General features: G+C 71.5%; 24 protein-coding genes. 8 read left to right on the top strand and 16 right to left on the bottom strand.

Features of this window, described 5'->3' with window-relative positions; all coding sequences use genetic code 11:
• Positions 1-60: 60 nt before the first annotated feature.
• The 8 genes from HW566_RS11225 to HW566_RS11190 all read right to left on the bottom strand — a co-directional run bounded on the left by HW566_RS11225 (position 61) and on the right by HW566_RS11190 (position 7,547).
• A complete protein-coding gene (locus HW566_RS11225) occupies positions 61-402 on the bottom strand; it encodes a hypothetical protein (protein WP_178012927.1) in 342 nt (113 codons plus the stop codon).
• Between the two features lie 148 nt (positions 403-550).
• Positions 551-847, bottom strand: a complete 297-nt coding sequence (locus HW566_RS11220) for a DUF7882 family protein (protein WP_178012925.1) — start codon at positions 845-847, stop codon at positions 551-553.
• A 248-nt stretch (positions 848-1,095) separates the two neighbouring features.
• Complete coding sequence (locus HW566_RS11215; RefSeq protein WP_178012923.1) at positions 1,096-2,595, bottom strand: HNH endonuclease signature motif containing protein; 1,500 nt, start codon at positions 2,593-2,595, stop codon at positions 1,096-1,098.
• Positions 2,596-2,840: 245 nt separating this feature from the next.
• Entirely contained in the window at positions 2,841-4,370 is a 1,530-nt protein-coding gene (locus HW566_RS11210; protein WP_178012921.1) for a SulP family inorganic anion transporter, read from the bottom strand.
• 179 nt (positions 4,371-4,549) lie between these two features.
• Complete coding sequence (locus tag HW566_RS11205; RefSeq protein ID WP_178012919.1) at positions 4,550-4,951, bottom strand: arsenate reductase ArsC; 402 nt, start codon at positions 4,949-4,951, stop codon at positions 4,550-4,552.
• Entirely contained in the window at positions 4,948-5,949 is a 1,002-nt protein-coding gene (locus HW566_RS11200; RefSeq protein WP_178012917.1) for a metalloregulator ArsR/SmtB family transcription factor, read from the bottom strand. Before HW566_RS11200 ends, HW566_RS11205 begins: the two co-directional genes overlap by 4 nt.
• Positions 5,946-7,043, bottom strand: a complete 1,098-nt coding sequence (arsB, locus tag HW566_RS11195; protein WP_178012916.1) for an ACR3 family arsenite efflux transporter — start codon at positions 7,041-7,043, stop codon at positions 5,946-5,948. Before arsB ends, HW566_RS11200 begins: the two co-directional genes overlap by 4 nt.
• A gap of 114 nt (positions 7,044-7,157) precedes the next feature.
• Positions 7,158-7,547: a MerR family transcriptional regulator gene (locus HW566_RS11190; protein WP_256728680.1), complete on the bottom strand. Its 390-nt coding sequence runs from the start codon at positions 7,545-7,547 to the stop codon at positions 7,158-7,160.
• A gap of 228 nt (positions 7,548-7,775) precedes the next feature.
• Between HW566_RS11190 and HW566_RS11185 the strand changes: the two genes are divergently transcribed.
• A complete protein-coding gene (locus HW566_RS11185; RefSeq protein ID WP_178012914.1) occupies positions 7,776-8,231 on the top strand; it encodes a MarR family transcriptional regulator in 456 nt (151 codons plus the stop codon).
• Positions 8,232-8,243: 12 nt separating this feature from the next.
• On the opposite strand, the gene HW566_RS11180 is transcribed toward HW566_RS11185, so the two are convergent.
• The 4 genes from HW566_RS11180 to HW566_RS11165 form a co-directional block, all read right to left on the bottom strand.
• Complete coding sequence (locus HW566_RS11180; RefSeq protein ID WP_178012912.1) at positions 8,244-9,368, bottom strand: hypothetical protein; 1,125 nt, start codon at positions 9,366-9,368, stop codon at positions 8,244-8,246.
• Positions 9,365-9,769 carry a PadR family transcriptional regulator gene (locus HW566_RS11175; RefSeq protein WP_178012910.1) on the bottom strand — a complete coding sequence of 135 codons (405 nt, stop codon included), beginning with the start codon at positions 9,767-9,769 and terminating at the stop codon, positions 9,365-9,367. Before HW566_RS11175 ends, HW566_RS11180 begins: the two co-directional genes overlap by 4 nt.
• A gap of 54 nt (positions 9,770-9,823) precedes the next feature.
• Positions 9,824-11,524 (bottom strand): LuxR C-terminal-related transcriptional regulator, encoded by a 1,701-nt coding sequence (locus HW566_RS11170; protein ID WP_178012908.1) that lies wholly within the window; start codon positions 11,522-11,524, stop codon positions 9,824-9,826.
• Between the two features lie 74 nt (positions 11,525-11,598).
• Positions 11,599-12,567 carry a hypothetical protein gene (locus HW566_RS11165; protein WP_178012906.1) on the bottom strand — a complete coding sequence of 323 codons (969 nt, stop codon included), beginning with the start codon at positions 12,565-12,567 and terminating at the stop codon, positions 11,599-11,601.
• Positions 12,568-12,654: 87 nt separating this feature from the next.
• On the opposite strand from HW566_RS11165, the gene HW566_RS11160 reads away from it, so the two are divergent.
• The 3 genes from HW566_RS11160 to HW566_RS11150 all read left to right on the top strand — a co-directional run bounded on the left by HW566_RS11160 (position 12,655) and on the right by HW566_RS11150 (position 16,259).
• Positions 12,655-13,443, top strand: coding sequence for a hypothetical protein (locus HW566_RS11160; protein ID WP_178012904.1), 789 nt, complete (start codon positions 12,655-12,657; stop codon positions 13,441-13,443).
• A 285-nt stretch (positions 13,444-13,728) separates the two neighbouring features.
• Positions 13,729-15,567 (top strand): PTS transporter subunit IIC, encoded by a 1,839-nt coding sequence (locus tag HW566_RS11155; RefSeq protein WP_178012902.1) that lies wholly within the window; start codon positions 13,729-13,731, stop codon positions 15,565-15,567.
• The gene (locus HW566_RS11150) at positions 15,567-16,259 is read left to right on the top strand and encodes a sugar isomerase domain-containing protein (protein WP_218621625.1); all 693 of its coding nucleotides are present in this window, start codon (positions 15,567-15,569) and stop codon (positions 16,257-16,259) included. The genes HW566_RS11155 and HW566_RS11150 overlap by 1 nt, the downstream gene beginning before the upstream one ends.
• On the opposite strand, the gene HW566_RS11145 is transcribed toward HW566_RS11150, so the two are convergent.
• Positions 16,210-16,956, bottom strand: coding sequence for a GntR family transcriptional regulator (locus HW566_RS11145; protein ID WP_178012899.1), 747 nt, complete (start codon positions 16,954-16,956; stop codon positions 16,210-16,212). The genes HW566_RS11150 and HW566_RS11145 overlap by 50 nt on opposite strands.
• 116 nt (positions 16,957-17,072) lie before the next feature.
• Here HW566_RS11145 and HW566_RS11140 point away from each other — a divergent pair, with 116 nt between their 5' ends.
• Positions 17,073-17,672, top strand: a complete 600-nt coding sequence (locus HW566_RS11140; RefSeq protein WP_178012897.1) for an arsenate reductase/protein-tyrosine-phosphatase family protein — start codon at positions 17,073-17,075, stop codon at positions 17,670-17,672.
• Positions 17,673-17,723: 51 nt separating this feature from the next.
• On the opposite strand, the gene HW566_RS11135 is transcribed toward HW566_RS11140, so the two are convergent.
• On the bottom strand, positions 17,724-18,986 hold the full coding sequence (locus HW566_RS11135; RefSeq protein ID WP_178012895.1) for a hypothetical protein: 1,263 nt from the start codon (positions 18,984-18,986) through the stop codon (positions 17,724-17,726).
• A gap of 108 nt (positions 18,987-19,094) precedes the next feature.
• On the opposite strand from HW566_RS11135, the gene HW566_RS11130 reads away from it, so the two are divergent.
• Both HW566_RS11130 and HW566_RS11125 read left to right on the top strand, forming a co-directional pair.
• Positions 19,095-20,465, top strand: a complete 1,371-nt coding sequence (locus tag HW566_RS11130) for a polysaccharide biosynthesis tyrosine autokinase (RefSeq protein WP_178012893.1) — start codon at positions 19,095-19,097, stop codon at positions 20,463-20,465.
• Positions 20,466-20,557: 92 nt separating this feature from the next.
• Entirely contained in the window at positions 20,558-22,018 is a 1,461-nt protein-coding gene (locus HW566_RS11125; protein ID WP_178012891.1) for a polysaccharide biosynthesis tyrosine autokinase, read from the top strand.
• Between the two features lie 80 nt (positions 22,019-22,098).
• Here HW566_RS11125 and HW566_RS11120 read toward each other — a convergent pair whose 3' ends face one another.
• Positions 22,099-23,568 carry a hypothetical protein gene (locus HW566_RS11120; protein WP_178012889.1) on the bottom strand — a complete coding sequence of 490 codons (1,470 nt, stop codon included), beginning with the start codon at positions 23,566-23,568 and terminating at the stop codon, positions 22,099-22,101.
• Positions 23,569-23,570: 2 nt separating this feature from the next.
• On the bottom strand, positions 23,571-24,362 hold the full coding sequence (locus tag HW566_RS11115) for a glycosyltransferase family 2 protein (RefSeq protein WP_178012887.1): 792 nt from the start codon (positions 24,360-24,362) through the stop codon (positions 23,571-23,573).
• Positions 24,363-24,425: 63 nt separating this feature from the next.
• Here HW566_RS11115 and HW566_RS11110 point away from each other — a divergent pair, with 63 nt between their 5' ends.
• Positions 24,426-24,875: a GtrA family protein gene (locus tag HW566_RS11110; protein ID WP_178012885.1), complete on the top strand. Its 450-nt coding sequence runs from the start codon at positions 24,426-24,428 to the stop codon at positions 24,873-24,875.
• The last annotated feature ends 46 nt before the right edge of the window (positions 24,876-24,921 follow it).

The following is a 24,921-nucleotide window of genomic DNA, read 5'->3' as shown; positions in this document are numbered from 1 at the left end:
CCGAGGCGACAACACCCCTCACTCAGGTGCGGGGGTGGGGCGCAGGGTGTCGGGTGCGCGTCAGCGCATGCCCGACATGCGGTCCCACTCGATGGACTTGAACTGCAGGAAGGTGCAGAGGTTTCCTGCGAGCGCGACCTCCGCGGCGAGCCCGGCCATCTCGTAGGGCGTGAGGGTGAGGTCGTCGCTCCGAGCGGTGAGAGTCGCCTCCCACTGCGGTTCGTCGATGCCGCGTGGCTGCATGTAGATGTCGGCGGGCGCGTTCTGCAGGTGCATGATGACCAGCCCCGTGTCGAGACCGTCGGAGCCGTCCTGGATGGCGACCTTCACGCGCGTGGCCTTCGCCTGCCCCTGCTCGAGGAACTCGGCGACCCACTCCTCGAGGAGGGTCTTGGTCCTCACCGGGACACGCGGTGCATCTTCTGACATCAGCAGGAATGATGTCACACATCGAACCAGTTCGCCTGGGTTTTCGCAGTGTTTTCCTCGACGGTCACGAACTACCTGCGACATGTCGACCCGGCGCCCGCCCGGACGCGGCCGGGTGGTTTCAGCCCTGCGGCTCGGGAACCATCCGCAACCCGTCGGCGCTGTTGGCCGACTCCATCAGAGCGTCGACCCAGCGGGGGTTGATCTGCGGCTGGCGGCTGCCGGCGAACTGGAACTGGACCGAGATGGTGGGGTGCAGCCAGAAGTCGCGACGGCTCGTGCCGTGGGGTGAGCTCGTCTCGAACATCAACGGTTCTCCGCGGCGGAGTTTGGTCATGACGACCAGACGCAGGTGCGCCAGCGCACGGTCGTCGATCTCTACCGCGTTCGCGGCGTTGTCGTAGAAGAATCTGCCCACCGGGTCAGCCTAAGCCGCAGCGCCGACAGTGTCCGCGCTGCGCTCGAAGGCGAGCCCGATCCGACGCATTAGCGCGGACCGCTGCTGCGCGACGCGGCCGTGGCCGGGAGGGGCGCAGGACCGAGTGCACCGAGGCAGAACGTCGTCCGTCGCGGATGGCATCGCGTCGCGGACGACCGATGTCGCGCATGGCGACGCTTTCACGGAGGACCACGTCGCGGAAGCCCGATGTCGCTGAAAGAAACGCGTCAGAAGGGCGGTCGCGCGTCGGGTGGTGCGCCGGCGCCTCGGCCGGGTGGGCCGGACGGGCCGGTTGGTGCGGATGGTGGTGTGGCAAGTTCTGGTGTGAAGCAGACCGCGGGGATGGGGATGTCTTCTCGGTAGACCCTGCCGTGGGGTGAGGTCCACACGAGCACCCCGCCGCCGGCCTGTTCCACCCGCCAGCTGGTGAATTGCTTCATGGAGTGGTGTCGTTGGCAGAGGTGGGCGAGGTTGTAGATGTGGGTGTGACCGCCCAGGGCGTGGTCGATGGTGTGGTCGATCTCGCATCGGATCGCGGCTCTGCGGCAGCCGGGGAACCGGCAGTGCTGGTCGCGGGTCTGCAGCAGCCGCCGCATCGCGGGCAATGGCCGGTAGGCGTCGGTTTCGACCGGTGTGCGGGTGATCGGGTCGATGAACATCCGGTCCCATGTCGCCGTCTGTCCGGCGAGTTCCCGGACCGTGTCGGCGTCGACCAGTCCGGTGCCGATCGCTTCTGCGGGGTGTTCGTCGTTGCCGGTGAGGGTGTCGGCGGTGATCACGACCTGCACTTTCGCGCGGATCGCCCCGAGGGCGCCACGCCCGTCCACCCCGGTGGTCGGGTCGATGACGGGTGCACCACCGAGGACGAGGTCCGAGAGAACATCCGCGCGGAGCTGATCCATCGTCCGGGTGTCAGGGGTAGGGGCAGCGGCACCGGCATCTCGTTCGGCATCCACTCCGAACGCGGCGCCATCGCTGACGCCCGCGCCACCCACCGCGCCCGCACCGCCCGCCTGCGCGCCAGCGCCCGCGCCGTCCACCGCGCCGGCGCCATCCACCGCCACGGCATCCGCCCGGGCGTCCTTCACCGACTGCGCCATCTGCGTCAACCGGTCGTAGATCCCCGCCGCGATCACCATCGGCACCGTCGCCGACAGATCCGCCATCCCATCCACCCCCGGCGACAACCGCACGCACCGCCCGGCGGCGGCCTCCCGGTGACGCTCCGAGAACGACCGCGGGTGCATCCGCTCCGCCAGGTTCTGCAACGCCCCGGCCACCCGCGTCGCGATGTCCCGCTGGCACACGACCACCGCAGCCTGATCGAACTCCGACCGCACCTCCTCCGGCACCACCCGCCCGACCTTCACCACCACATCGACGTGCTCGCGCGTGACGAGGCGCTGCTCCCACGCCGCGAACATCGCCGGGTACTCATCCACCACCGTCATCGCGTGGTCGATCTCCCACTGCACCCGCCGGTCACCCCGCCGGGCCATCCCCGCCGCCTCCGCGGCGACCGACCGCAGCTCCATGTCGGAGGCCATACCCCGCACGCCGTCGCGACGCGCTTCTCGCAGCGCGGACCGGCCGAGCTGGGCCAGCGCACGCACCGAGGCGATCTCAGCGGTACGCGCCAGCATCAACGCGTGGGCGAACTCCGCGAACGCCGCCGCGTGCGGCGCCCCGCCTGCCACCTCGTCGCCTCTGCCGCCGTTCGCTTGCATGTTCTTATTCTCGCAGAACCCACCGACACCCCAATAGAACATATCTACGTACTGCGAACTCTACCGCGAGGCACCGATGGGGAGGAGCGTGCGCACCACCCCGCCCCGCCACCCCGAGCCACCCGCGCACCGCCCCGAGCCACCCCGCACCGCCACCCCGAGCCACCCGCGCACCGCCCCGCACCACCCGCGCCCTCGCCGCGCCCGCCGCGCTGCGCTCGCGACGCCGGCCCCGACAGTCGCGCTCAGTGGCCGCCGACGACGTTCCCGGTGAGGCGCGCGTGCAGGGCGGACGCCGTCGCGTTCAGCCCCTCGATCGCGACGGTCTTCCCGTGGCGCTCGTACTTGCTCACGATCGCATCGAGTGCGGCCACGGTCGAGGCGTCCCAGACATGGGACCGGCTCATGTCGATCACGACGCGGTCGGGGTCGTCGAGATACCAGAACTGCGTCGTCAGGTCGTTGCTCGACGCGAAGAAGAGCTCGCCGTCGACGACGTAGTGCGCGGTCGGCGCGGTCGCCGCGGTGTCGACCGTTCTCGTCACGGTCACCACGTGGGCGACGCGGCGGGCGAACATCACCATCGCGGCGAGGACGCCGAGGATGACGCCGATGGCGAGGTTGTGGGTCCACACCGTCGCGACGACGGTGATGAGCATGACGGCTGTCTCGCTCTTCGGCATCCGGCGCAGGGTTCGCGGACGGATGCTGTGCCAGTCGAACGTCGCGACCGTGACGATGATCATGACCGCGACCAGCGCGGCCATGGGGATGATCGCGACGATGTCGCCGAGCGCGAGCACGAGCACGAGCAGGAAGACCCCCGCGAGGAAGGTCGAGATGCGCGTGCGCGCCCCCGACGCCTTCACGTTGATCATGGTCTGACCGATCATCGCGCAGCCGCCCATGCCGCCGAACGCGCCGGAGAGGATGTTGGCGGCGCCCTGGCCGAGGGCCTCGCGCGTCTTGCGCGAGTGCGTGTCGGTGATGTCGTCGACGAGCTTGGCCGTCATGAGCGACTCGAGCAGGCCGACGACTGCCATCGCGAGCGCGTACGGAGCGATGATCTGCAGGGTTTCGAGGGTCAGCGGAACGGTCGGCACGAGGAGCGCCGGCAGGCTGTCGGGCAGCTCGCCCTGATCGCCGACCGTCGGAACCTGCCAGCCGAAGGCGACGACGGCCCCGGTGAGCAGCACGATCGTGACGAGCGGGGCGGGCACGACGCGGGTCACCCGCGGCAGCAGCACCAGGATGAGCAGTCCCGCGATGACCAGCGGCCAGACCAGCCACGGGATACCGGCTCCGAACAGCTGCGGGAGCTGGGCCAGGAAGATGAGGATCGCGAGGGCGTTGACGAACCCGACCATCACCGAGCGTGGGATGAAGCGCATGAGCTTCGCGACGCCGAGGAGGGCGAGGACGATCTGGATGAGCCCGCCGAGGATGACGGTCGCGATCAGGTAGTCGACGCCGTGCTCGCGGGCGACGGGGGCGATGACGAGCGCGATCGCACCGGTCGCGGCGGTGATCATGGCGGGCCGCCCGCCGAGGAAGGCGATCGCGACGGCCATGACGAACGACGAGAACAGCCCGAGTCGAGGATCGACGCCGGCGATGATCGAGAACGCGATCGCCTCGGGGATGAGCGCGATGGCCACGACGAGACCGGCGAGCACCTCGCGGGTCAGGAGTCGGGGGCTGCGCAGCGCCTGCAGCACCGTGGGCTCGATGCGGTGGCGCGACGCGCCGCCCCGTGCGGGAGTGAGAGCGGACACGAGTCCTCCAGGTGGCGTGGCGAGCGGCGGCACGGCGCAGGGCTACCGGCGATGGGACCGCGGACGGGGCGGAGAGGGCGCGGGACGGCGCCGGGTCCAAATCTTACGTAACGTGAGGTTTGCTGTCGAATCACGCTCCCGCCCGACTGTCCCGGCCGGCGATGTCGGGATGCCCGCGGTCAGACGAGTTCGCCGACGAGCCGCCGGATCCGCTCCTGGATGTCGTCGCGGATCGGCCGGACCGCATCGATCCCCTGCCCGGCGGGGTCGTCGAGCTTCCAGTCCTCGTACCGCTTGCCGGGGAAGAACGGGCAGGCGTCGCCGCATCCCATGGTGATGACGACGTCGGAGGCCTGCACCGCCTCGGTGGTGAGGATCTTCGGCTGCTCGGCGGTGATGTCGATGCCGAGTTCCGCCATCGCGGCGACCGCGACGGGATTGATCCGGTCGGCGGGCATCGACCCGGCGGAGCGGACCTCGATGCGGTCGCCCGCGATGTGGCGGAGGAACCCGGCAGCCATCTGCGAGCGCCCGGCGTTGTGGACGCAGACGAAGAGGACGGAGGGCGGGGTGCTGGTCATGACGACTCCGGTCGGTGTTCGGCGGTGAGGGTGGCGAGGAGGGCATCGACGCGGTGGGCGATGTCGTCGCGGATCGCGGCCACGCCCTCCGCAGAGGCGAGGGCGGGGTCACCGACGGTCCAGTCCTCGTAGCGGACGCCCGGGATGATCGGGCAGACGTCGCCGCATCCCAGGGTGACGACGACATCGGCCGCGCGGACGGCGTCGTCGGTCAGGGGCTTCGGGAACCTCGGCTCGTCGGTGTCGGTGATGAGCTCGTCGAGGAGGGGCTGCACATGGGGGTGGATCTCCGCAGCAGGCGTGGACCCGGCCGACCGCGCCACGACGGTGCCGCCGGAACGCTGGTTCACGAGCGCATCCGCGAGCTGCGACCTCCCCGCGTTCGCGACGCAGACGAAGAGGACCTGCGGCCGTCCCTGCGTGCGGTCACGGGTGATGTCGGCGAGTCGCTGGCGGGCGAAGCGGTCGGTGAGGGCCAGCAGGTGGTTTTTCACCCGGGCGGTCTTGGCCAGCGAGGTGTACGACTCGCGCACGATCGTGGCGACGAGACTCGCGTCGAGGTGCGGATACGCGCGACCCCGCGCTTCGGCCAGGCGGGTGAGAGCGTGGTCGACGTTCTCGAGCCCGGCGTGTCCCCCGCCGATGGTCGGGGCGACGGCCGCCGGAGCGAACGAGTCGAGCAGGGTGGTCACCGCCGGACGGAGCTCTGGCGAGATCCGATACCAGACCCACGTGCCGCGACGTTCGGACGAGACGACGCCGGTGTCGCGGAGCACCTTGAGGTGGTGCGACACGGTGGGCTGCGAGACGTCGGCCAGTTCCGCGAGGTCGCAGACGCAGGACTCCCCGCGTGCATCGGTGGCGATGGCCGAAAGCATGCGCAGTCGCAGCGGGTCCGAGAGCGCTTTCAGCGTGGTGGCGATCGAGGCGGCGGCCTCGTCGCCGATGGCGTAGGTGGCCGACGGTGCGCAGGCGGCGGGTGCGAGGGGTGCGCTCATCGTCGGGTCCTTTCGAGGGCGGGTTCGGTGATCGCGGCGGGCTCGGTGCGGAACCAGGCGCGCGCGGCCCACAGCGAGACGTACACGAGGCCGACGAGCACGGGGACCTCGATCAGGGGGCCGACGACGCCGGCGAGGGCCTGCCCGGATGCGGCACCGAACGTGCCGATCGCGACGGCGATGGCGAGTTCGAAGTTGTTGCCCGCCGCGGTGAACGCGAGCGTCGCCGATCGGGCGTATCCGAGCCCGAGTGCCCTGCCGGTGAGGAGCCCCGCGAACCACATGACGGCGAAGTACACCAGCAGCGGAAGCGCGATCCGCACGACGTCCAACGGCCGCGACGTGACCTGTTCACCCTGGAGGGCGAACAGCAGCGCGATGGTGAAGAGCAGGCCGTAGAGCGCCCACGGCGCCACCCTCGGCAGGAAGGACCCCTCGTACCACGCGCGGCCCCGGCGGCGCTCCCCGACGAAACGGGACGCGAACCCTGCGGCGAGGGGGATGCCGAGGAACACGAGCACGTTGAGGGCGATGTGCCCGATGGAGACGTCGAGGCCCTGGCTGTCGAGGCCGAGCCACCCGGGCAGCACGGTGAGGTAGAACCAGCCGAGGATCGAGAAAGCGACGACCTGGAACACCGAGTTGATGGCGACGAGGACGGCGGCGGCCTCGCGGTCGCCGCAGGCGAGGTCGTTCCAGATCACGACCATGGCGATGCAGCGGGCGAGGCCGACGATGATCAGCCCCGTGCGGTACTCGGGCAGGTCGGGCAGGAAGACCCACGCGAGCGCGAACATCAGTGCCGGGCCGGCGATCCAGTTCAGAGCCAGCGACGAGATGAGGAGCCTCTTGTCCCCCGCGACGGCGGCCACCCGGTCGTAGCGGACCTTCGCCAGCACGGGGTACATCATCACCAGGAGCCCGAGCGCGATCGGGAGCGAGATGCCGCCCACCTCGAGCCGCACCAGCAGTTCCGACAGCCCGGGCACGAATCGGCCGAGGAGGATGCCGCCGGCCATGGCCGCGCCGATCCACAGGGGCAGCCACCGGTCGAGGGTCGACAGGCGTCGGGCCGCGGGTGTCGCGTTGGTCACGAGAGCACCGGCAACGCCAGGGGGTCGGGTTGGATCGACATGCGTCTATATTGACGCACGTCTATGCAACTCGCATCCGGCCCCTCGCGCACCAGCGACGAGCGTTCGAGGCGGTCAGCCTTCCGTCTGCGGCGACAGCCCCTCGAGCCTCGCCACGAACTCATCGGCCATGGCGAGCTGCGAACGCAGCCTCTCGCGCCGCTCTCGCGCGTCGGCGAGATAGGCCGCCAGCTTCTCCTCCGCGCCCGGGTCGTCCGGCCCGGCGGCCGCTCGCGCCTCGAGGGTGCGCAGCAGCTCCGCCATGTCTTCGAGAGCGAACCCCAGCGGCTTCATCCGACGGATGAGCAGCAGTCGCTCCAGATCCGGCTGCGTGTACAACCGGAACCCGCCCTCGGTCCGCCCGGACGGCTTCAGCAGACCGATCTCGTCGTAGTGCCGGATCGTGCGCAGAGACAGCCCGGTGCGCTCGGCGAGCTCGCCGATGTGCATGGTGGCGTCGGTCATCACTACCTCGAATCGAACTCCTTCCCGCGCACCGCGGGAGAGCCTCGGATGCCGATCGCCCGCCGGCGACCGCAGCGCAACGGGGCGCCCCTCGACCCTATCCGCGCCATCGTGCGGGCACCCGGTGCGCCCGTCGCCATACCAGGTGAGCGCTCCCACGGGAAGAGCTCCCCTTCGCGGTACCGCTCCGCAAGACTGGGGCTCGGACGACCGAACGCGGGAGAGTGCATGACACTGCAGGGTGAGACCTCGTCGGCGTCGGCCGTCCTCGATGCGCTGTGGGCCTACGAGGCCGCGGAGGGCGCGATCCGCCTGAGGCTGCGCGACTCGATGCTCGTGTGCGAGAACGACCTGCTCGCGCTCGAGAAGCTCATCGAGGCGCAGGACCGCGAGGTCGCCCTCACCCCGTCGAACATCACCCGCGAGCTCGGCATCTCCTCGGCCAGCACCACCGCGATGCTCGACCGGCTCGAGCGCTCGGGCTACCTGCGACGCGAGCCGCATCCCTCCGACCGTCGCAAGGTCTTCGTGACGCTCGGCGATCGGCCGATGGAGGGACTGCGCCGCTCGGGTTCGGAGGTCCAGCACCGCGTCGAGGACGTCATCGCCGACATGCCCGCCGGGTCGGCGTCGGTGCTCGTGGACTTCCTGTCGCGGATGCGCCGCGCCGCCGAAGCCGCCTGACCCCGAGCGCGGTCAGGTCGCCGGGACCGGCTCCGCCTGCTCGCGGGCCGCCGGCGCCCACCCGAAGAGGATCGCCGCGACGGCGACGGCCGACGGCCCCACCAGCTGGAACACCAATGACAGCGGCGACTCGTCGGCCCCCGATGTCCAGAACGTGTCGGCCAACGACATCCCGATCGAGAAACCCGCGAACAGCCGGAAGAACAGGGCCGCCCCGACGATCGTGAGGAAGAGGATGCCGAGGCGGCGCGGCGTCAGCCACGCACCGGCCGGTGAGAGCGCGAACACCGCCACGAAGAGCGAGGCCAGCAGCCAGATCGCCGCCCAGGCCGCGACGTGAGCGGCGGCGAAGGCGGGTGAGAACCCGTCGGCCGCGATCATCTCGTCGTAGATCTCGCCGATGGTCAGGCCCGGCACCTTCGCGCGAGGGTTCCACACCAGGGTGTCGACCGCGCCGAGCGCGATCAGCGACGCGACGGCGGTCACCCCGAGCACGGCGAGCGGCCAGCGCTCACGCACCGGCGCCGACCGCGGCACCAGCGCGAGCGCCGTGGACCGCCATGCGGCGGCCAGACCCACCGCGATCCCGCCCACCGCCAGTCCGAGGGCGAGGGGCGAGACGGCGGCGGCATCCGACCAGATCGTCGCGACCATCAGCATGAGCAGTCCGAGCGCGGCCGAACCGAATGCGATGCGCGCGATCGCGCGGCGCGAGACCACGGCGGCGCCGATCACGTAGGCGGCGGCGAGCGCGATCCCGCACCCGGCGAGCGCCTCCAGCGCCACGCGCGCGGCGTCGATGCCGGCCGCGAACCCCGGGTCGAGACGGACCGCGGAATCGAGGTCCCGTCCCCCGGTCACCCACAGCGCCGCCGCGAGCACCGCGGCGGCGAGCGCGACCGACACCCCGCGGCGACTCAGCCGCCGCGGGGCAGCGCCGCGCGGCTCGCCGGTCAGTCGCGGGGCATCCCGGTCCGCCGTCGCAACCACGGCCAGAGCGCCGCGGACGACGTCCCCTCGTCGGAGCCCCGCGTCCTCTGCCCCGGCGGCATCCGCTCGCCACTGCTCGAGGTAGCGGTCCCGCGAAGCGGCGGGCATCGTCCGCGCGAACGCGCGGAGCAGCAGGTCGACGCTCATGACGGGACCCCGTCCAGGCGCGGCGCCCCGAGGGCCGTGGCCACGACTCCCGTGGCGCCGCCCGTGACCGCCGCGCCGGCTCCGGCATCCGCACCGCGGGAGCGGGCCGCCTCTCGACGCTGCGCGCGCAGCTCGAAGGCGGCGACCGCCGCTCGAGCGGCCGGGATGCCCTCGTCCGTCAGGGCGTAGAAGCGTCGCCGCGGCCCGCTGCGGGCGGCGTCGGTCTCCCACTCGGACCTCACCCAGTCGAGCGATTCGAGTCGCTCGAGAATCGGATAGACGCTGCCGGCGGGCCGATCCGTCCGCCCGATCACGAGGAGGCCCCACACCGGGCCGGGTTCTCCGATCAGCACGCGGAGCACGTCGACGGTGGCCGGCGTGATCCGCCGCAGGGGTTGCATGCCGGCATCCTATCTCTATATAGCTAGAGATGTCCGACAAGCCTGCCGTCCGGTCTAGCGACCCGCGAGAACGCGCACGATCTCGCGCCGACTCGAGACGCCGAGCCGGCGCATGATGTTCGCCACGTGATAGTCGACGGTGCGCGTCGACAGATGCAGGATGCCGGCGATCTCGCCGCTCGTGTAGCCCTGGGCCACCGCCCGGGCGACCTTGCGCTGCTGATCGGTCAGCCGGGTCGCGGGGTCCTCGCCGCCGTTGTCGCGCAGCAGCTCGGCCGTCGTCTCGGCCACCACGGCGTCGTACCGCGCCGCGAGGCCGGCCGCGCCGAGGGCCTTCAGCTCGGCACTGGCACCCTCGTAGACGTCGAGCGCCCGCAGCGGATCGGGTCTGCCGCGCGAGCCGAAACGACTGACGTAGATGCCGGCGACGACCCGGACCCACACGCGCCCGAGCGGGTCGTCGTCGAGCGAGAGACGGGCGAGCGACTCCCGCACGGCGTCCGCGGCCTCGGCAAGGCGCTCGTCGTACTCGGCGAGGATCGAGACGAAAGCCCAGTAATAGGCGGTCTCGGTCGCCCCGGGCTGTTCGCCCCAGGCGTCCACGCCACGGCGGAACTCGTCGATCCGCCCGAGGTGCCACGCGGCCAGGAGCGTGAGCGTTCGCCACTCCTCGGGGCGATAGGGATGCCGGTACCCCGGCTCGGCGGTGTCGTCGAGCGCGGCGCGCAGCTCGGGCCAGTCGGCGCGGGTGATGGCGGTCAGGATGCGCGCGTGCGTCAGCACCGTCCGGCCGAGGAGCACGGGCGTCTGCCGGCAGAGCTCTTCGGCATGCTCGAGCACCGGACGGCTCGCGTCGAGCTCACCGCGCAGCGCCGACAGCAGGCCGTGCATCGCGAGCGCCTGCGGCTCGAGCCAGTCGTGCTCGACCGACTCGACGGGCGCGATGGTCGAACGCACGACAGCCGCGGCGTCGTTCCATCTTCCCTGGCGCACGCGCACGAACGCGAGCTCGACCTCGGCGTGCACTCGCACGCCCGGGCGCCAGGACGGGGTCAGCCGGGCTCCCCGCGCGAGGTTGAGCGCCGCCTCGCCGAGCCTGCCGGACGTGTGCTCGACGCTCCCGAGGCAGACCAGCGCGAGCGCGTGCTCCGACGACAGGTTGTTGCGCACCCGCAACGGTGCGATCGTCTCCACGAGGGCATCCCGAGCCCTCGTGCCCGACCCGGCGTGCAGTTCGACGAGCGCATCGAGCCCCAGCAGGTCGAACGGCACGTGCTCGGGCACACGCGGTCGCCGCCCCTCGACGGATGCCGCGGCCATCACCGCCCGCGCCGCGTCGATGCACCGCCGGGCGTGCGCCCACGAGGCCGACGCCACGCCGCCCGTGGCGAGGTACGCGCACAGCAGCGGCAGCAGCATCCCCTCCTCCCCCTCCAGCGGATCGGGCAGGGTGTCGATCGGCGCGCCCTCCGCCATCGCGACGATGCTCGCGACGGCCGCGTCGAGGTCGCCGTCGCGGACCCGCCGCATCGCGAGCACGCCGTCGCGCAGCATCCCGCCCGGCAGTGCCGTGATCTCGTCGGAGGAGGCGTCGAGCAGCTCTGTCCGATAGCCCCGCAGCGCGATGGAGCAGGCGAGCGGAAGGCCCCGGGGGTCGCTCGCTCGGTGGGCGGCGAGCGCCGCGCGCAGCGCGGGCTCCGTCTCGCGACGTCGCCAAGCCGCCCGCGCTTCATCGAGCAGGGTGTCTGCAGACATTCGCGGTCCTCCTGGTCGCGCTCAGTCTGTCAGGCGCAGAGACGGGATGCCGCGTGCCGGCGCGGCGGCCGCCGTCACAGTTCTGCGAGGCGCCGCATGAGCGACGCGAGGCGCTCCTCCGGCTGACCGGCCCCGATCATCCCGAGAGGCAGCTGATAGACCCCGCGCGCCGCGTCGAGGTCGCACGAGAGCAGCTCGGCGATGCGATCGACAGCGCCCTGCGACGACGGCTCGCTCCTCACGATCTCCGCGACGGAGGGCAGCACCTCGCGCGCGGCGATCGCGGCCCGGCATTCCGCGATCTGCTGCTCCAGCCAGCGACGCTCGTCTCGGCGCACGCGCGCGGGCCGCCGCGCCGAGGCGCGGGCCCGATCGATCTGCTCCGCGGTGACGGTGATGGTCAGGGGCTCGGCGTGCAGGCCGAGCTCGACCAGCACGGCGCGCAGCCGGTACGACCCCGGGTCGAGGCCGCGCCACACGTCCCCGCCCAGCCCCACCCGGGTCCGCGCATACTCGCCGGGATCGAGCGGCACCGCCGCCGGCATCCCCGAGTCCATGTAGGCGAAGCTGAACTCCTGCTCATCCGACGTGACGATGCCGCCCATCACGAGGAAGCTGTCACCGTCGGGCACCCACCGCCGGGCGCCGACGTTGACGATGTCGACGACGAAATCCGTTGCGTCCCGGTCGTCGGCCGTCATGAGCGGGGGCCACCGCAGCTCGAGTCCCCACCGCCGCTCGGCGCGGCTCGGGCGCAGCCGCAGCGGGTCGCCGTGCACCGAGAGCATCGGCTGCGGCTCCGACAGCCCGGCCTGCGCGAGATGCCAGTCGCCCGCGGATGCGGCGGGCGTGCCCAGCATGACGACGTCGCCGTCGCGCCGCAGCATCCGCCAGCCGTCGCCCGGAGCATCGGCCGCGTCGTCTTCGTCGACGGTCAGACCGAGCGATGCCGCGAGCTCGCGCAGCGGCATCCCGGGTTCGTCCAGCGCCCGCCGATCGACGGTGACGTGTCCGAGCTGGGGGGAATCGTCGTCGCGTTCCATGCCCCCCATGCTCGCTCGTCGGCCCGCCCGAACGCCACCCGCCGGCTCGACGCGACACCCGCAGCGGCGATATGACACGATGCGCTGGTGTCTGATGGTCGCGATCGAGAGCTGGCAGAACTCGAGGAGCGGGCCTACGGGCCGCACGCGGACATCGAGACCGACCCCGCGGCGATGCTCCGCTTGCGCCGGCTGCAGGAGCAGCGCCGCATCAGCCGAGCGGGCCGAACGCGCGAAGCACCCGAGACGCCCGAGACGCCCGAGCCGCCGGCCTTCGAGTCCCCTGCGGCCGGAGCCGGGCGCCGCAGTGACGCCGCCTCGTCCGGGGCCGAGGAAGACGACGTCTGGATCGACGCGGACGACGGTGCCGACGACGGGGACGACGACGGAGACGATGCGGAGACCGGCGCCGAGGACGCGGGCGTCGCCGATGGTGGCCGTCGCCCACGGCGCACGCTCCGGGTGGCCGCCGCGGTCGTCGCCCTGTCGGCGGTCGCCGGCGCATCATCGGCGACGACGTGGGCGATCGCCCGCTTCGACCCACGTCAGGTCGCGGTCCTCTCCCCCGACTCCGAGGCAGCACCGCAGGACGAGACGGGGGAGCTGTTCGGCCCGCTCGTGCGTTACGAAGACCTGTTCGGTATCGAGGTGTCGGCCTGCACGCGCGACCGCGACGGCGTCGCGGAATCGTGCCTCGTGGCCTCGCAGACGGGGCGCTACTGGGAGGGAACCTGCGCGTCGGTCGAGCTCGGCGTCACGACGCTCGTACCCGTCACCGACAGCTCGCCGGAGGCCGCGCGGGCCCGCTTTCCCGCCGACACGTTTCTCGAGCTCACCTATCGCGGCGGTGACATCACCGTCCGCGCGAGCGCGTGATCAACCCATCCCCGTCGAGCACCGGCGCCCGTTAGCCGGGGCGGCCCGCCACGCGACGGATCGTTCGCCTGGCAGGTGCCGCCGCCTCCCGCGAGCGGAAGGGGCACGACCTGCCAGGCGAACGGCGCGAGTCCCAGGCGAGCGACACGAGTCCCAGGCGAACGGCGCGAGTCCCAGGCGAACGGCGCGAGTCCCCGGCGAGCGACGCATCATGTCTCGCAATGGAAGCAATTGGGCTATACCATTGCCGGTACCCGACCCCACCCCTCCCGAGACCGGAGCCCGATGTCATCTTTCGAAGACCTCATCGAGGTCATCACCAACAACCTGTTCAGTCAGGTCGCCGTGCTCATCGGCATCATCGCGATCGTCGGCCTGGCGCTGCAGCACAAACCCGTCGAGCAGGTCGTCGCCGGGGGCCTGCGCGCGACGATCGGCGTCGTGGTGCTCAACATCGGCGTCGAGATCTTCACCGGCGGCCTCGCCAGCTTCCAGGTGATCGTCGCCAGCGCGATGGGGCTCGAGCCCCCGGCGGCCGACACCACCCTGAGCGAGTTCACCGCGGGTCAGGGCTCGGTGGTCCCGCTGATCATCGCGGGCGGGTTCGTCGTGCACCTCGTGCTCGTGCGCATCTTCCGCGCCGCGCGGTTCGTCTACCTCACCGGACACCTCATGTACTGGATGAGCGTGGTCATCGCCGCGAGCCTCGTCGAGGCGTTCGGCGACGTGAACCGGTGGGTGCTGGCGGGCGTCGGCTCGCTGCTGATCGGCTGCTACTGGGTGCTCCAGCCGCTGTGGACGGCGCCGCTCATGCGCCGCGTGATGGGCGACGACGAGGTGGGCCTCGCGCACACCGACTCGACCATCGCGATCGCCGCGGGGTACGGCGCCAAGGCGCTCCGGCTCGGCGACCCGCGCAAGCACGACTCCGAGCAGCTCAAACTCCCCCGCGCCCTGTCGTTCTTCAAGGACATCAACGTCTCGACCGCGTTCGTCATCGGCGTGATCATGCTGATCGCGATCCTCTTCGCCGACGGCGCCGTGGTGCGCGAGCAGATGGGCGACGCCACCGTGCTTCCCTGGGTGTGGGCGCTGCTGCAGGCGCTGCGGTTCGCCGCCGGCATCGCGATCCTGCTCTTCGGCGTGCGCATGTTCCTCTCCGAGATCGTTCCCGCGTTCAAGGGCCTCTCCGAGCGGGTGCTCCCCGGCGCGAAGCCGGCCCTCGACCTGCCGGTGACCTTCACACGGGCCCCCACCGCGGTCATGATCGGCTTCCTCGCCTCGACGGTGACCTTCCTCGTGCTCATGGTCGTCTTCGCCGGGGCGGGGTGGTTCGTGCTCGTGCCGCCGATGATCATGCTGTTCTTCGGCGGCGGCGCGGGCGGCGTGTTCGGAAACGCCGTCGCCGGCTGGCGCGGTGCCGTCTTCGGCGGCGTGCTCAACGGCGTCGTCCTCGCCGTGGGCCAGTGGATCGGCTGGGGCGTGTGGGGCGACACCGCGCCGCAGCTGGCCACGCTCGCCGACTCCGACTGGTTCGTCGTCGGCTGGGCTCTGGTCGGCATCGGCACCCTGCTCGCTCCCCTCGGCAGCACGGCGGCCCTGTGGATCATCGCCGCCGTCGTCGTGGCCGTGACCGCACTGGTGCTCGTGCTCGTCGGGCGACGCACCCCGCGGGTCGACAGCACTGCCGCATCGGATGCCGCCACCGGCAGGCCCGCGCCCGATGCGAGCACCCCGGCCGGCAGCACGGCCACCTCTGCCACCGGCACCACCGCCACCACCACGACCACCACTGCTGCCACCGCGTCTCCTGTCACGGCGGTGACCGACCGGCCGGCGACGCTCAACGTGCTCGCGGTCTGCGGCGCGGGCATGGGATCGAGCCTGATCCTGCGGACCACCGCGCAGCGCGCCCTCGACCAGTTGGGCGTCACGGCCACGGTCGACAACGCCGACATCGGCTCGGCGCGCGGCCGGCACTCCGATGTCGTCATCGGTCAGCCCTCGTACCTCTCGGAGGTCCCCGACATCGCACCGGTCCGCGTCGAGGTGATGCAGTTCGTGGATGTCGCGCACGTGCGCGAGCAGCTTCGCGCGGCGCTCGTCGAAAAGGGATGGCTGTGATGCTGGGGCTCGGTGCGTACGTCGACGACGTCCTCGACCGCAACGCCGACGCGATCGATCGCACCGCACGCGCGATCGCGGCCACCGCGGCATCCGATGGTCTCGTTCGCCCCACGGGTGCCGGGCACTCGCTCGCGGCCGTCCTCGAGACCTTCTTCCGCGCCGGCGGCCTGGCCTTCGTCCGGCCGATCTGGCACCCGCGGGTGCTGCCGCTGCACGGCGCGCTCGCGGCGACCGCGGCCGAGCGCGAGGTCGGGCTCGGGGCCGAGGCCGCCGCGGCCGCGGGCATCGGGGCCGACGACACCGTCGTGGTGTTCTCGAACTCGGGCACCAATCCGTTCCCCGTCGAGGTCGCCGCTGCGGGCCGGGATGCCGGAGCCACGGTCGTCGCGATCACGTCGCTGCGGGCGGGCGAAGCGGCGCCGCGACGCGCGAGCGAGCGCCTCGTCGAGGTCGCCGACATCGTGATCGACACGACGGTGCCACCGGGTGACGCCACCTGGCCGGCCGAGAATCCGGTCACCGCTCCGGTATCGAGCCTCGCGACCAACGCGGTGTGGACGCAGGTGCTGCGTCAGGTCTTCGACCTCGCGCCCGAGGCGCCGCGGTGGCGCAGCGCGAACGTCGCCGGCAACGACGGCGTCAACGCCGCACTCGTAGAGCGCTTCGCGGCTCGGATCCCGGAGCTGTAGCCGGCGCGATCCGGGCCGAGAGCTCCAGGCGCGCGGCCGGGTACGTCGAGGTGGTCCATTCGACGACCCGGCCGTGCGACTCCGAGGTGCGGATGAGCTCGAGCACCGGCGCCCCCGTCGGAACCCCGAGCGTCGCGGCATCCTCGTCGTGCACGATGCCCGCGCGGATCACCTGCTCGCCGGCGTCGAAGAGCACGCCGTAGCGTTCGGTCAGCACGCTGTAGAGCGAGTCGTGCGAGAAGTCGTAGGAATCCAGTCCCGGAAAGGCCGCGGCCCGGAGGTGGCTGCGCTCGATGGCCATCGGGATACCGTCGGCCAGGCGCAGCCGCGAGAGCACGATCATGCTGTCGGCGGGCTCGATGCCGAACACCGCGGCGGCCTGGTCGCCGGCCGGGGCGGTCTCGAAGCCCAGGACCCGGCTCGACGGCTCGTATCCCCGGGCGCGCATGTCCTCGGTGAAGCTGGTGAGCTGCAGCGGCACCGTCACCACGCGGCGGGCGACGAAGGTGCCTCGACCGACCTCGCGGGTGAGGAGCCCCTGCCGTACGAGCTCGTCGATGGCCCTGCGGGCCGTCATGCGCGAGACACCGGTCTGGTCGGCCAGCTGCCGCTCGCTGAGGGTCGGGGTGCCGACCGGGGCGCCGGCGATCTCGCTGAGGATCATGTCAGCGAGTTCGCGATACTTGGGCGCCGTCACTCTCCGATCATTCCATCCCCCGCCGCTCGGTGCCCGCGCCGCCTGCGCACAGCGGTCGCTCACGGCGCGGCGGCTAGGCTGACGGGGTCGTTCACCCCCGACGGAAAGAGCTCCCGATGTTCGAGATCATGACCGTCTGCACCGGAAACGTGTGCCGCTCACCCCTCGCCGAGCAGCTGCTCCGCACGCGCCTGGCCGATCTGCCGGGCACCGTGACGAGCGGCGGCACGTACGACATGGGCGGGGCGCCGATGCCCGACGACGCGCAGCGCCTGGCGGCCGAGAACGGCGTGAGCGCCGACATGTCGAGCGCGCACCGCTCCCAGCTCATCTCGCCGGCTCGGCTGTCGTCTCCCGACCTCATCCTCGCCATGGCGCGCGAGCACCGTCGCAGCATCGTCGAGCTGGCACCCAGCCGGCTGCGCGCAGCGTTCACGGTGCGGGAGTTCGCCCGTCTCGCCTCCGACGCCACCGACGACGAGCTGCGCTCGGCAGCGGATGCCGCGGGCACCGACCCCTCGGCTCGCCTCCGGGCCGTCGTCGCCGCCGTCGCCTCGCACCGCGGCATGGCGCTTCCGCCCGAGTCGCCCGACGACGACGACGTGATCGACCCCTACCGCCGGTCGTGGAACACCTACCAGCTCTCGGGCTCGCAGCTCGTTCCCGCCGTCGACGAGGTCGTCCGCGTCGTCCGCCTGGCGGTCGCCCCGGCCTGAGCCGGGGCCGCGGCCCGTCGGGGTCCCGCCCTGTCGGGGCCGCGGAGGCGGTCAGCCCTCCCCGGGCGTCGGCGTCTCGCCGCCGCCCGTTCCCGGCTCCGTGCCTGGGTCCGTACCTGGGTCCGTACCCGGGCCCGTGCCCGGGCCCGTGCCCGGGTCCGTGCCAGGGTCCGTGCCCGGGTCCGTGCCAGGGTCCGTGCCCGGATCCGTGCCTGGGTCCGTGTCACCGCCGGTGCCGCCACCGGTGTTCCCGCCACCGCCGGTGCCGGGGTTCGTGAACCCTCCGCCACTGTTGTTGTTGGCGTTCTCGCGCTCCGCCTCGCGCTCGGCGAGGATCTCGGCGATCGCGCGCTCGTGGTCGAGGCGCAGGGCGTCGACCAGCGCGGGGTAGGCGGTCATCTCGGCGACGCCGAGCCCACCGGCCGCCTGGGCTGCGGGAACGGCTGCAGCTGCGGCGCTGACCGCGTCGATGAATGACTGGTCGGCCTGGCCGTATTCCTCGATCTCGGCCTCGGCCGCGGTCGGGAAGGTGGCGCCGAGTGCAGCCATCGACGCGACGAAGGCATCGCGCAGTGCGACGACCTGCCCCCGCACCGTGCGCACCTCTTCGGTCAAGCCGGTGATCGCGTCCGAGCGCTCGCGCACGACGTCGATCTGCGCGCCGACCTCGGCCAGATCGTCGGTGTTCAGACCGGCGGGGCGCGCGTACGGCTCGGGCATCGCCGGCGGCTCGACCGCGTCGAGGCCGGCTCGCAGGTCGGCTACTGCCTGTACCGCCGCGCCGCGCGCGGGCTCGTCGACGTAGCCCTCGATCGCGGTGAGAGCCGGCTCGACGGAGTCGGCTTCGGTGCGCGCCTCGGTGACGAGGGTGTCGATCCGGGAAGCGCCCGACTGGATCGCCTGCTCACCGTTGGCGAGCGACGCCTCGTCGACCGACAGGGCACGCAGCGCGGATGCCGCGGGGCTGGCGTTGGCGAGCTGGATGCCGCCGAACACGCCGACGACCGCGACCACGGCGACCGCCAGCACCGCGAACGAGACGTTGAGCCAGTCGGTGCGTTTGTGGCCGCGCTTCGGCATCTTCGGGGCGCCGCCGGCACCCGCGATCTGAACCGGCGAGGCCGATCGTGCCGCCTCGTCTACGAGAGCGGTCAGACGAGCGGCCTCGTCGACGCGCCTCGGCGCCGTCTGCTGCACGAGCGGAGGGCCGACGAGCGCAGCGAGGCGGCGGTCGTCGACGACCGCATCCATGACCCGCGCAGAGTCGTCGCTCGAGCGGCGATCGTCGGTGAAGAGATCGGCGAGAGAGTTCATGAAGAGGGGCCTCGGACTCGGACTCTGGCGCTCGGGAAGGCGCGCGGGTGTCGGTGGAGCGGCTGGTCTCGTGAAAGGATACCCGGCGACACCGACGACAGGAGAACCGTGGAACTCCGCGACTACATCCGCATCCTGCGCCGCAACATCGTGCTGATCATCGCGACCACGCTGATCGGCCTCGCTGCCGGCGCGGCGTCGGCGTTGGTCACGCCGCCGCGTTACGACGCCTCGACGCAGCTCTTCGTCGCGACGCAGTCCGCCGGCGGCGCAACGAACAACGAACTGCGCCAGGGAACCGACTTCGCCCGCCAGGCCGTGCAGAGCTACGTCAACGTGATCCCGACCGCGCTCGTGCTCGACCCGGTGATCGATGAGCTCGGGCTCGATGAGACCGCCGATGAGCTGGCTGACCGCGTCTCCGTCTCGGCCGGCCAGAACACGGTGGTCATCTCGATCACGGTCTCCGACCCCGGCCCCGAGGGCGCCGCGCGCATCGCGAATGCCATCGCAGACAGCTTCACGACCGTCGTGGCCGAGCAGCTGGAACGCTCCACCGCGGAGCGTCCGAGCCCGGTGCGCGTCGAGACGGTGCAGCCCGCTCAGGTTCCCGTCGACCCGGCCGCGCCGAACCTGCGCCTGTCGCTCGCTCTCGGTGGTCTCGTCGGCCTCGCGATCGGCGTCGCCATCGCGATCGTGCGAGCCCTCGCCGACACCCGCATCCGCACCGTCGAGGACGTCGAGAAGATCGTGCCCGCGCCCCTCCTCGGTGGCATCGCGCTCGACCCCGAATCCAAGAAGCGCCCCCTCATCGTCGCGGCGTCCGCGCGAGACCCCCGGGCCGAGGCGTTCCGCGCGCTCCGCACGAATGTTCAGTTCCTCACAACGAGTGGCGGTCCGCTCGCTTTCGTCGTCACGAGCGCCAACCCGTCGGAGGGCAAGTCCACGACCGCGGCGAACCTCGCTCTCGCGTTCGCTGAGACCGGCGCGAAGGTCGTTCTCGTCGACGCCGATCTTCGGCGTCCGAAGACCGCCGAGTACTTCGGCATCGAGGGTGGCGTCGGCCTCTCCGACGTGCTCGTCGGACGCGCGAGCCTGCTCGATGTTCTGCAGCGGTGGGGGCAGGGGACGCTCTTCATCCTGCCGTCGGGCGCGGTGCCGCCGAACCCCGCGGAACTGCTTGGTTCGACTTCGATGACGAACTTGCTCGATGAGCTGCGTATCGCCTTCGACGTCGTGATCATCGATGCTCCTCCGGTGCTCGCCGTGACCGACGCCGCCGTGGTCGGCCGCGCCGTCGACGGTGTCATCCTGGTCGCCGCCGCGGGCGGCACGACACGCACGCGGCTCGCCTCGGCCGTCACGAACATCGAGACGGCGGGGTCGCGCATCGCCGGCAGCGTCGTGACGATGCTCCCCACCGCCGGCGCGGATAAGACGTCGTACGGCGTTTACGCATACGTGTCGAAAAGCGACTGACCAGCGATAATCGGCGCGTGGCGAGGCCACCCTAAGCCGTGTGGAACAATGACAGAGCCGTCGACCCGGACACCTATAGGGGGAATTACCACGTGGAACTCCGCGATTACCTGCGCATCCTGCACAGGAACTGGATCCTCCTGCTCGCTCTGCTGATCGTGGGTACCGGCGCCGGTGCCGCTTATGCCCTGCTGCAGACGCCGCGCTACGAAGCATCGACGAGCCTCTACGTCTCCGTCCGCACCGAGGGGGCCGCGACCGGCGAGCTCGTTCAGGGAACGACATTCGCTCGGCAGATGGTGACGAGCTACGTCGACGTCATCCCCACCTCGCTCGTTCTCGATCCGGTCATCGACGAGCTCGGGCTCGAGCAGTCGTCTGCGCAGCTCGCGTCCCGCATCACGGCGACGACGCCGGTCAACACGGTCCTCATCAACATCGGCGTCACCGACACCGATCCCGAGCTGGCTGCCCGCATCGCCAACGCGACGGCAGAGAGCTTCACGACCGCCGTCCAGAACACCATCGAGCGACCGGCCGACGGCCAGGGCGTCAGCCCCGTTCAGGTGACGGTCACCCAGCTCGCGACGGCCCCCGAGTCGCCTTCGAGCCCCAACATTCCCCTCTACATCGCGATCGGCGCCCTCCTGGGGCTGGCCCTCGGGGTCGGCTTCGCCGTCCTGCGATCGGTGCTCGACACCCGTATCCACACGCTGCACGACCTGGAGCAGCTCACCGACAAGCCCATGCTCGGCGGTATCGCGTTCGACAGCGAGGCGTCGAAGCGTCCGCTCATCGTGCACGCCGATCCGCGGAGCCCTCGGGCCGAGTCGTTCCGCACGCTGCGTACGAACCTGCAGTTCCTCAACGTCGAAGACGGCCCGCGGAGCTTCGTCGTCTCGAGCGCGGGACCGGGCGAGGGCAAGTCGACCACGACGGCCAACCTCGCGATCGCGTTGGCCGAGACCGGCGCCCGCGTCGCTCTCGTCGACGGCGACCTGCGCCTGCCGCGCGTGGCCGACTACATGGGCATCGAGGGCGGCGTGGGTCTCACCGACGTCATCATCGGCCGAGTTCCGCTGGTCGACGCACTGCAGAAGTGGGGCGCGAACCAGCTCTTCGTGCTGCCCAGCGGCCCCGTGCCGCCGAACCCGAGCGAGCTCCTCGGCTCGACCTCGATGGACAACGTGCTCGCTTCGCTCACCGAGCACTTCGACTACGTCCTCGTCGACGCTCCGCCGTTGCTGCTCGTCACCGACGCCGCCGTCCTGAGCAAGAAGACACGCGGCGTGATCATGGTCGCCGCCTCGGGCCGCACGAAGAAGCAGGAGCTTCAGGGCGCCTTCCGCACCCTCGACACCGCCGGCGGCACGCTGCTCGGTGTCGTCGTGACCATGCTCCCCACCAAGGGCCCCGACAGCTACGGCTACGGCGCGTACACGTACGGTTCCACCCACGTCGTCGATCAGGCGCCGGTTCAGCTGAGCCGCGCCGAGGCGAAGGAGAAGCGCCGCGCCGGTCGCGGTGAGACCACCGGAGCCCGCCGCAGCTAGCAACGGCCGCTATCAACGATCGAGCCCGCGTCGCCTCACGGCGGCGCGGGCTTCGTCGTTCCCGGCGGTGTCTGCCCCGGTCAGCTTCCGGGGCAGACAACGATGCCGGGCGCCTCGGCGAGCGGCGCAGCGGTGCCGCAAAGCTCCGCTCCCCCGGGCTCGAGCCGCGGGTACCCCGCGATGTTCTCGGGAGGGGCGTCGAGCAGCCCGACGTGCGAGCCCGACATCACCACCACGGCCACGAGACCGCCCCAGTGCGTCGCGACCCAGTCGGCGTCGAGTGACGCGACCGCCGCTGCCTGAGCGCGCTGCTGAGCGAGCTCCGCGCCGTCGCGGCTGAGGGCCGTGATGACGGCACTCACCGCTGGCACCGCCAGGCACGCGACCAGCGCAGCCGAGACGACCGCGGATGCCGCGCGCGCGGGCACGCCCGAACGCCACAGCTGCCGGAGTGCGGGAACGAGGCACGCGACGAGCACGGGAGCGAACGCGAGAATCCCCGGCGCGGGATGCCGCACCCACAGCGGCAGGTGTCCCGCCGTCGACCACCAGCCGACGAAGGCCCCGAATCCGAGGACGGCGGCGACCGCGAGATGCGCCCGCGGGTCGCCGACGACCGATGCCCAGAACCGGTCGGTGCGGCGCGGCGGGAATCGCAGCAGCAGCCCGGCGACGAGCACCGCGATCGCGACGATGACGGCCGCGATGACCACACCGGCCGGCAGGTGCCACGACGCGGCCAGGGTGGTCAGCTTCTCGGGCAGGGTGGTGTGCGCCACCTGCCCGCCGCTGCGGATGAAGTCCCGGGTGGCCCGCAAGTGGTCGACGAATGCGGCCGGTCCGAGGGAGATGAGGGCGTAGATCTCGATGACCACCGTCGGGACGGCAACGAACAGCGCGGGAACGATCAGCGCGCGCAGACGTCGGAGCCACGTCTCGCGGTACTGCAGCACCAGCACGGCGACGACGAAGGCCGGCAGCGCGAGGAGCGAGATGTACTTGGCCTGGAGCGCCAGCCCGACGAGCAGGCCCGCCAGCCAGGGCCGCTTCCGGAGCGCCACGAGCCCCCAGGCGAGGAGCGCTGCAGCGGGCACCTCACCGAGCACGTCCGCGGGGCCTTGGATGGGCGACGGCAATGCAGCGGCGGTGAACGCCAGCGGAACGGCCAGCGCGACCAGTGCGGCCCACCGCCCGCCGATACGGTGACCGAGCATAGCGAGCGCCGCGAGGAGCGCGATGAAGAAGGCGGCGGGCACCAGTCGAGCACCGACGACGAGGTCGACTCCCGTCGCGAGGACCGCCGCGATCGGAAGCAGAACGACGGGGCCGGTCGAGATCCGGGCATCGAACGGCACGAGCTCACTGCCCGACAGCGTGCCGTCGCTGGTGTACCCGAGGCCGCTGAGCAGGTTCACCGGAACGGTGAGGTTGAACGCTTCGTCCTCCCACACCCGCGTCGCCGCGACGCTCTGCCACAGCACGATGCCGTGCGCGACCACGAGCGCGACAGCGATGATCCAGAACGCGACGGACCGCACCGGACGCGTCATCCTCAGGCTCCCCGTCGCACCGGTTCGCTCATCGCGCGCATCGGTGCCGATGGGCGCAGCGACAGGCGCCACAGCTCGACGAGCGCGTCGCGGGCGAACGTACGCAAGCGTCGGGGCGGCAGCACCGGCTGTCCGGTGGCCCCCCACATCGTGCCGGTGCTCTCGGCTCCGCGGCGCGGGAGGCTGCGCACGGCGATGTAGCGGACGCGCATCCGGCTGCGGGCCTCAGCGAGCGAGAAGTGCACGTGCGGCACGAGCGCATCGGGCCCGACGGCGTCGACCAGGGTCTCCAGCGCCGCCGGCTGGTAGGCGCGCAGCGGAGTGTTGATGTCGGGGATGCCGCGCCCCGCGAAGGGGCGCACGAGCAGCCGCAGCCCCGCGCTCAGCACACGGCGGTACCACGGGTCCTCTCGGCCGCGTCGCACACCATGCACGACCTCGGCGCGCTGTTCGCGCGACACGGCGACGATGCGCGCGATGTCCGCTCCGGCGAACTGCCCGTCCCCGTCGACGTGGACGATCAGCGACGCGCCGGTCGCGAGCCCGGCCCGGTACGCCGCGAGAGCGGTGGGGCCGTGACCGCGGTTCGCGGCCTGCGTCTGCACCTCGACGCCGTCGATCCCGAGCTGCGCGACCACCGCGGCGGTCGCATCCGTCGATCGGTCGTCCGCCACGATGATGTCGACCCTGGTGCACAGCGGGGTGACGTGCTCGACGATCTCCTGCAGAAAGCCGGCGATGCCGTCGGCTTCGTTGTAGGCGGGCATGACGATGGCGATGTGCTCGAAACTCACGTGGCTCCCCGTGCTTACCGGTGATGTCCCGGGCGCGGACAACGCATGTAGCCTAGTCGAGCCATGTCCCTGACCCCCCGCGTGAAGCGCGCTGCCGCCCTGAGTGCCCGCTTCCTCACCGTCGGTGGGATCAGCACGCTGATCGAGATCGTCACGTTCAACATCCTGCTGCTGGCGTTCGGCTGGGACGCTGTCGCCGCCAAGATCGTGGCGTCTCTCGTAGCCCTCGTGAACGCCTACTTCGGCAACCGGCAGTGGACGTTCAAAGATCGCGCGCGCAGACGGCGGTGGGTGGAGATCACGCTGTTCGTGATCGTGAACGCGGTCTGCACCGTCCTGGGCGCCCTGATCGTGTGGGGTGGCGTCGAAGCCGCCTCCAGTCTGCTGGGCCGCCCCGCGGGTCCTTTCGCGGTCAACGTCGTGAACCTCGTCAGCATCGTGATCGTGGTGCTCGCACGGTTCGGCTTCTACCACGGGCTCGTGTTCCGCGCCGGGCCGGCGTCCCCCGCTTAGAGATCGAAGTCGACGGGATCAGGAATCAGTGTCGCCGCGCCAAACG

Source organism: Microbacterium oleivorans, assembly GCF_013389665.1.
Classification (GTDB): Bacteria; Actinomycetota; Actinomycetes; order Actinomycetales; family Microbacteriaceae; genus Microbacterium; species Microbacterium oleivorans_C.
The sequence above is the reverse complement of the archived record's forward strand: the minus strand, read 5'-3'. Positions and strand labels throughout refer to the sequence as shown.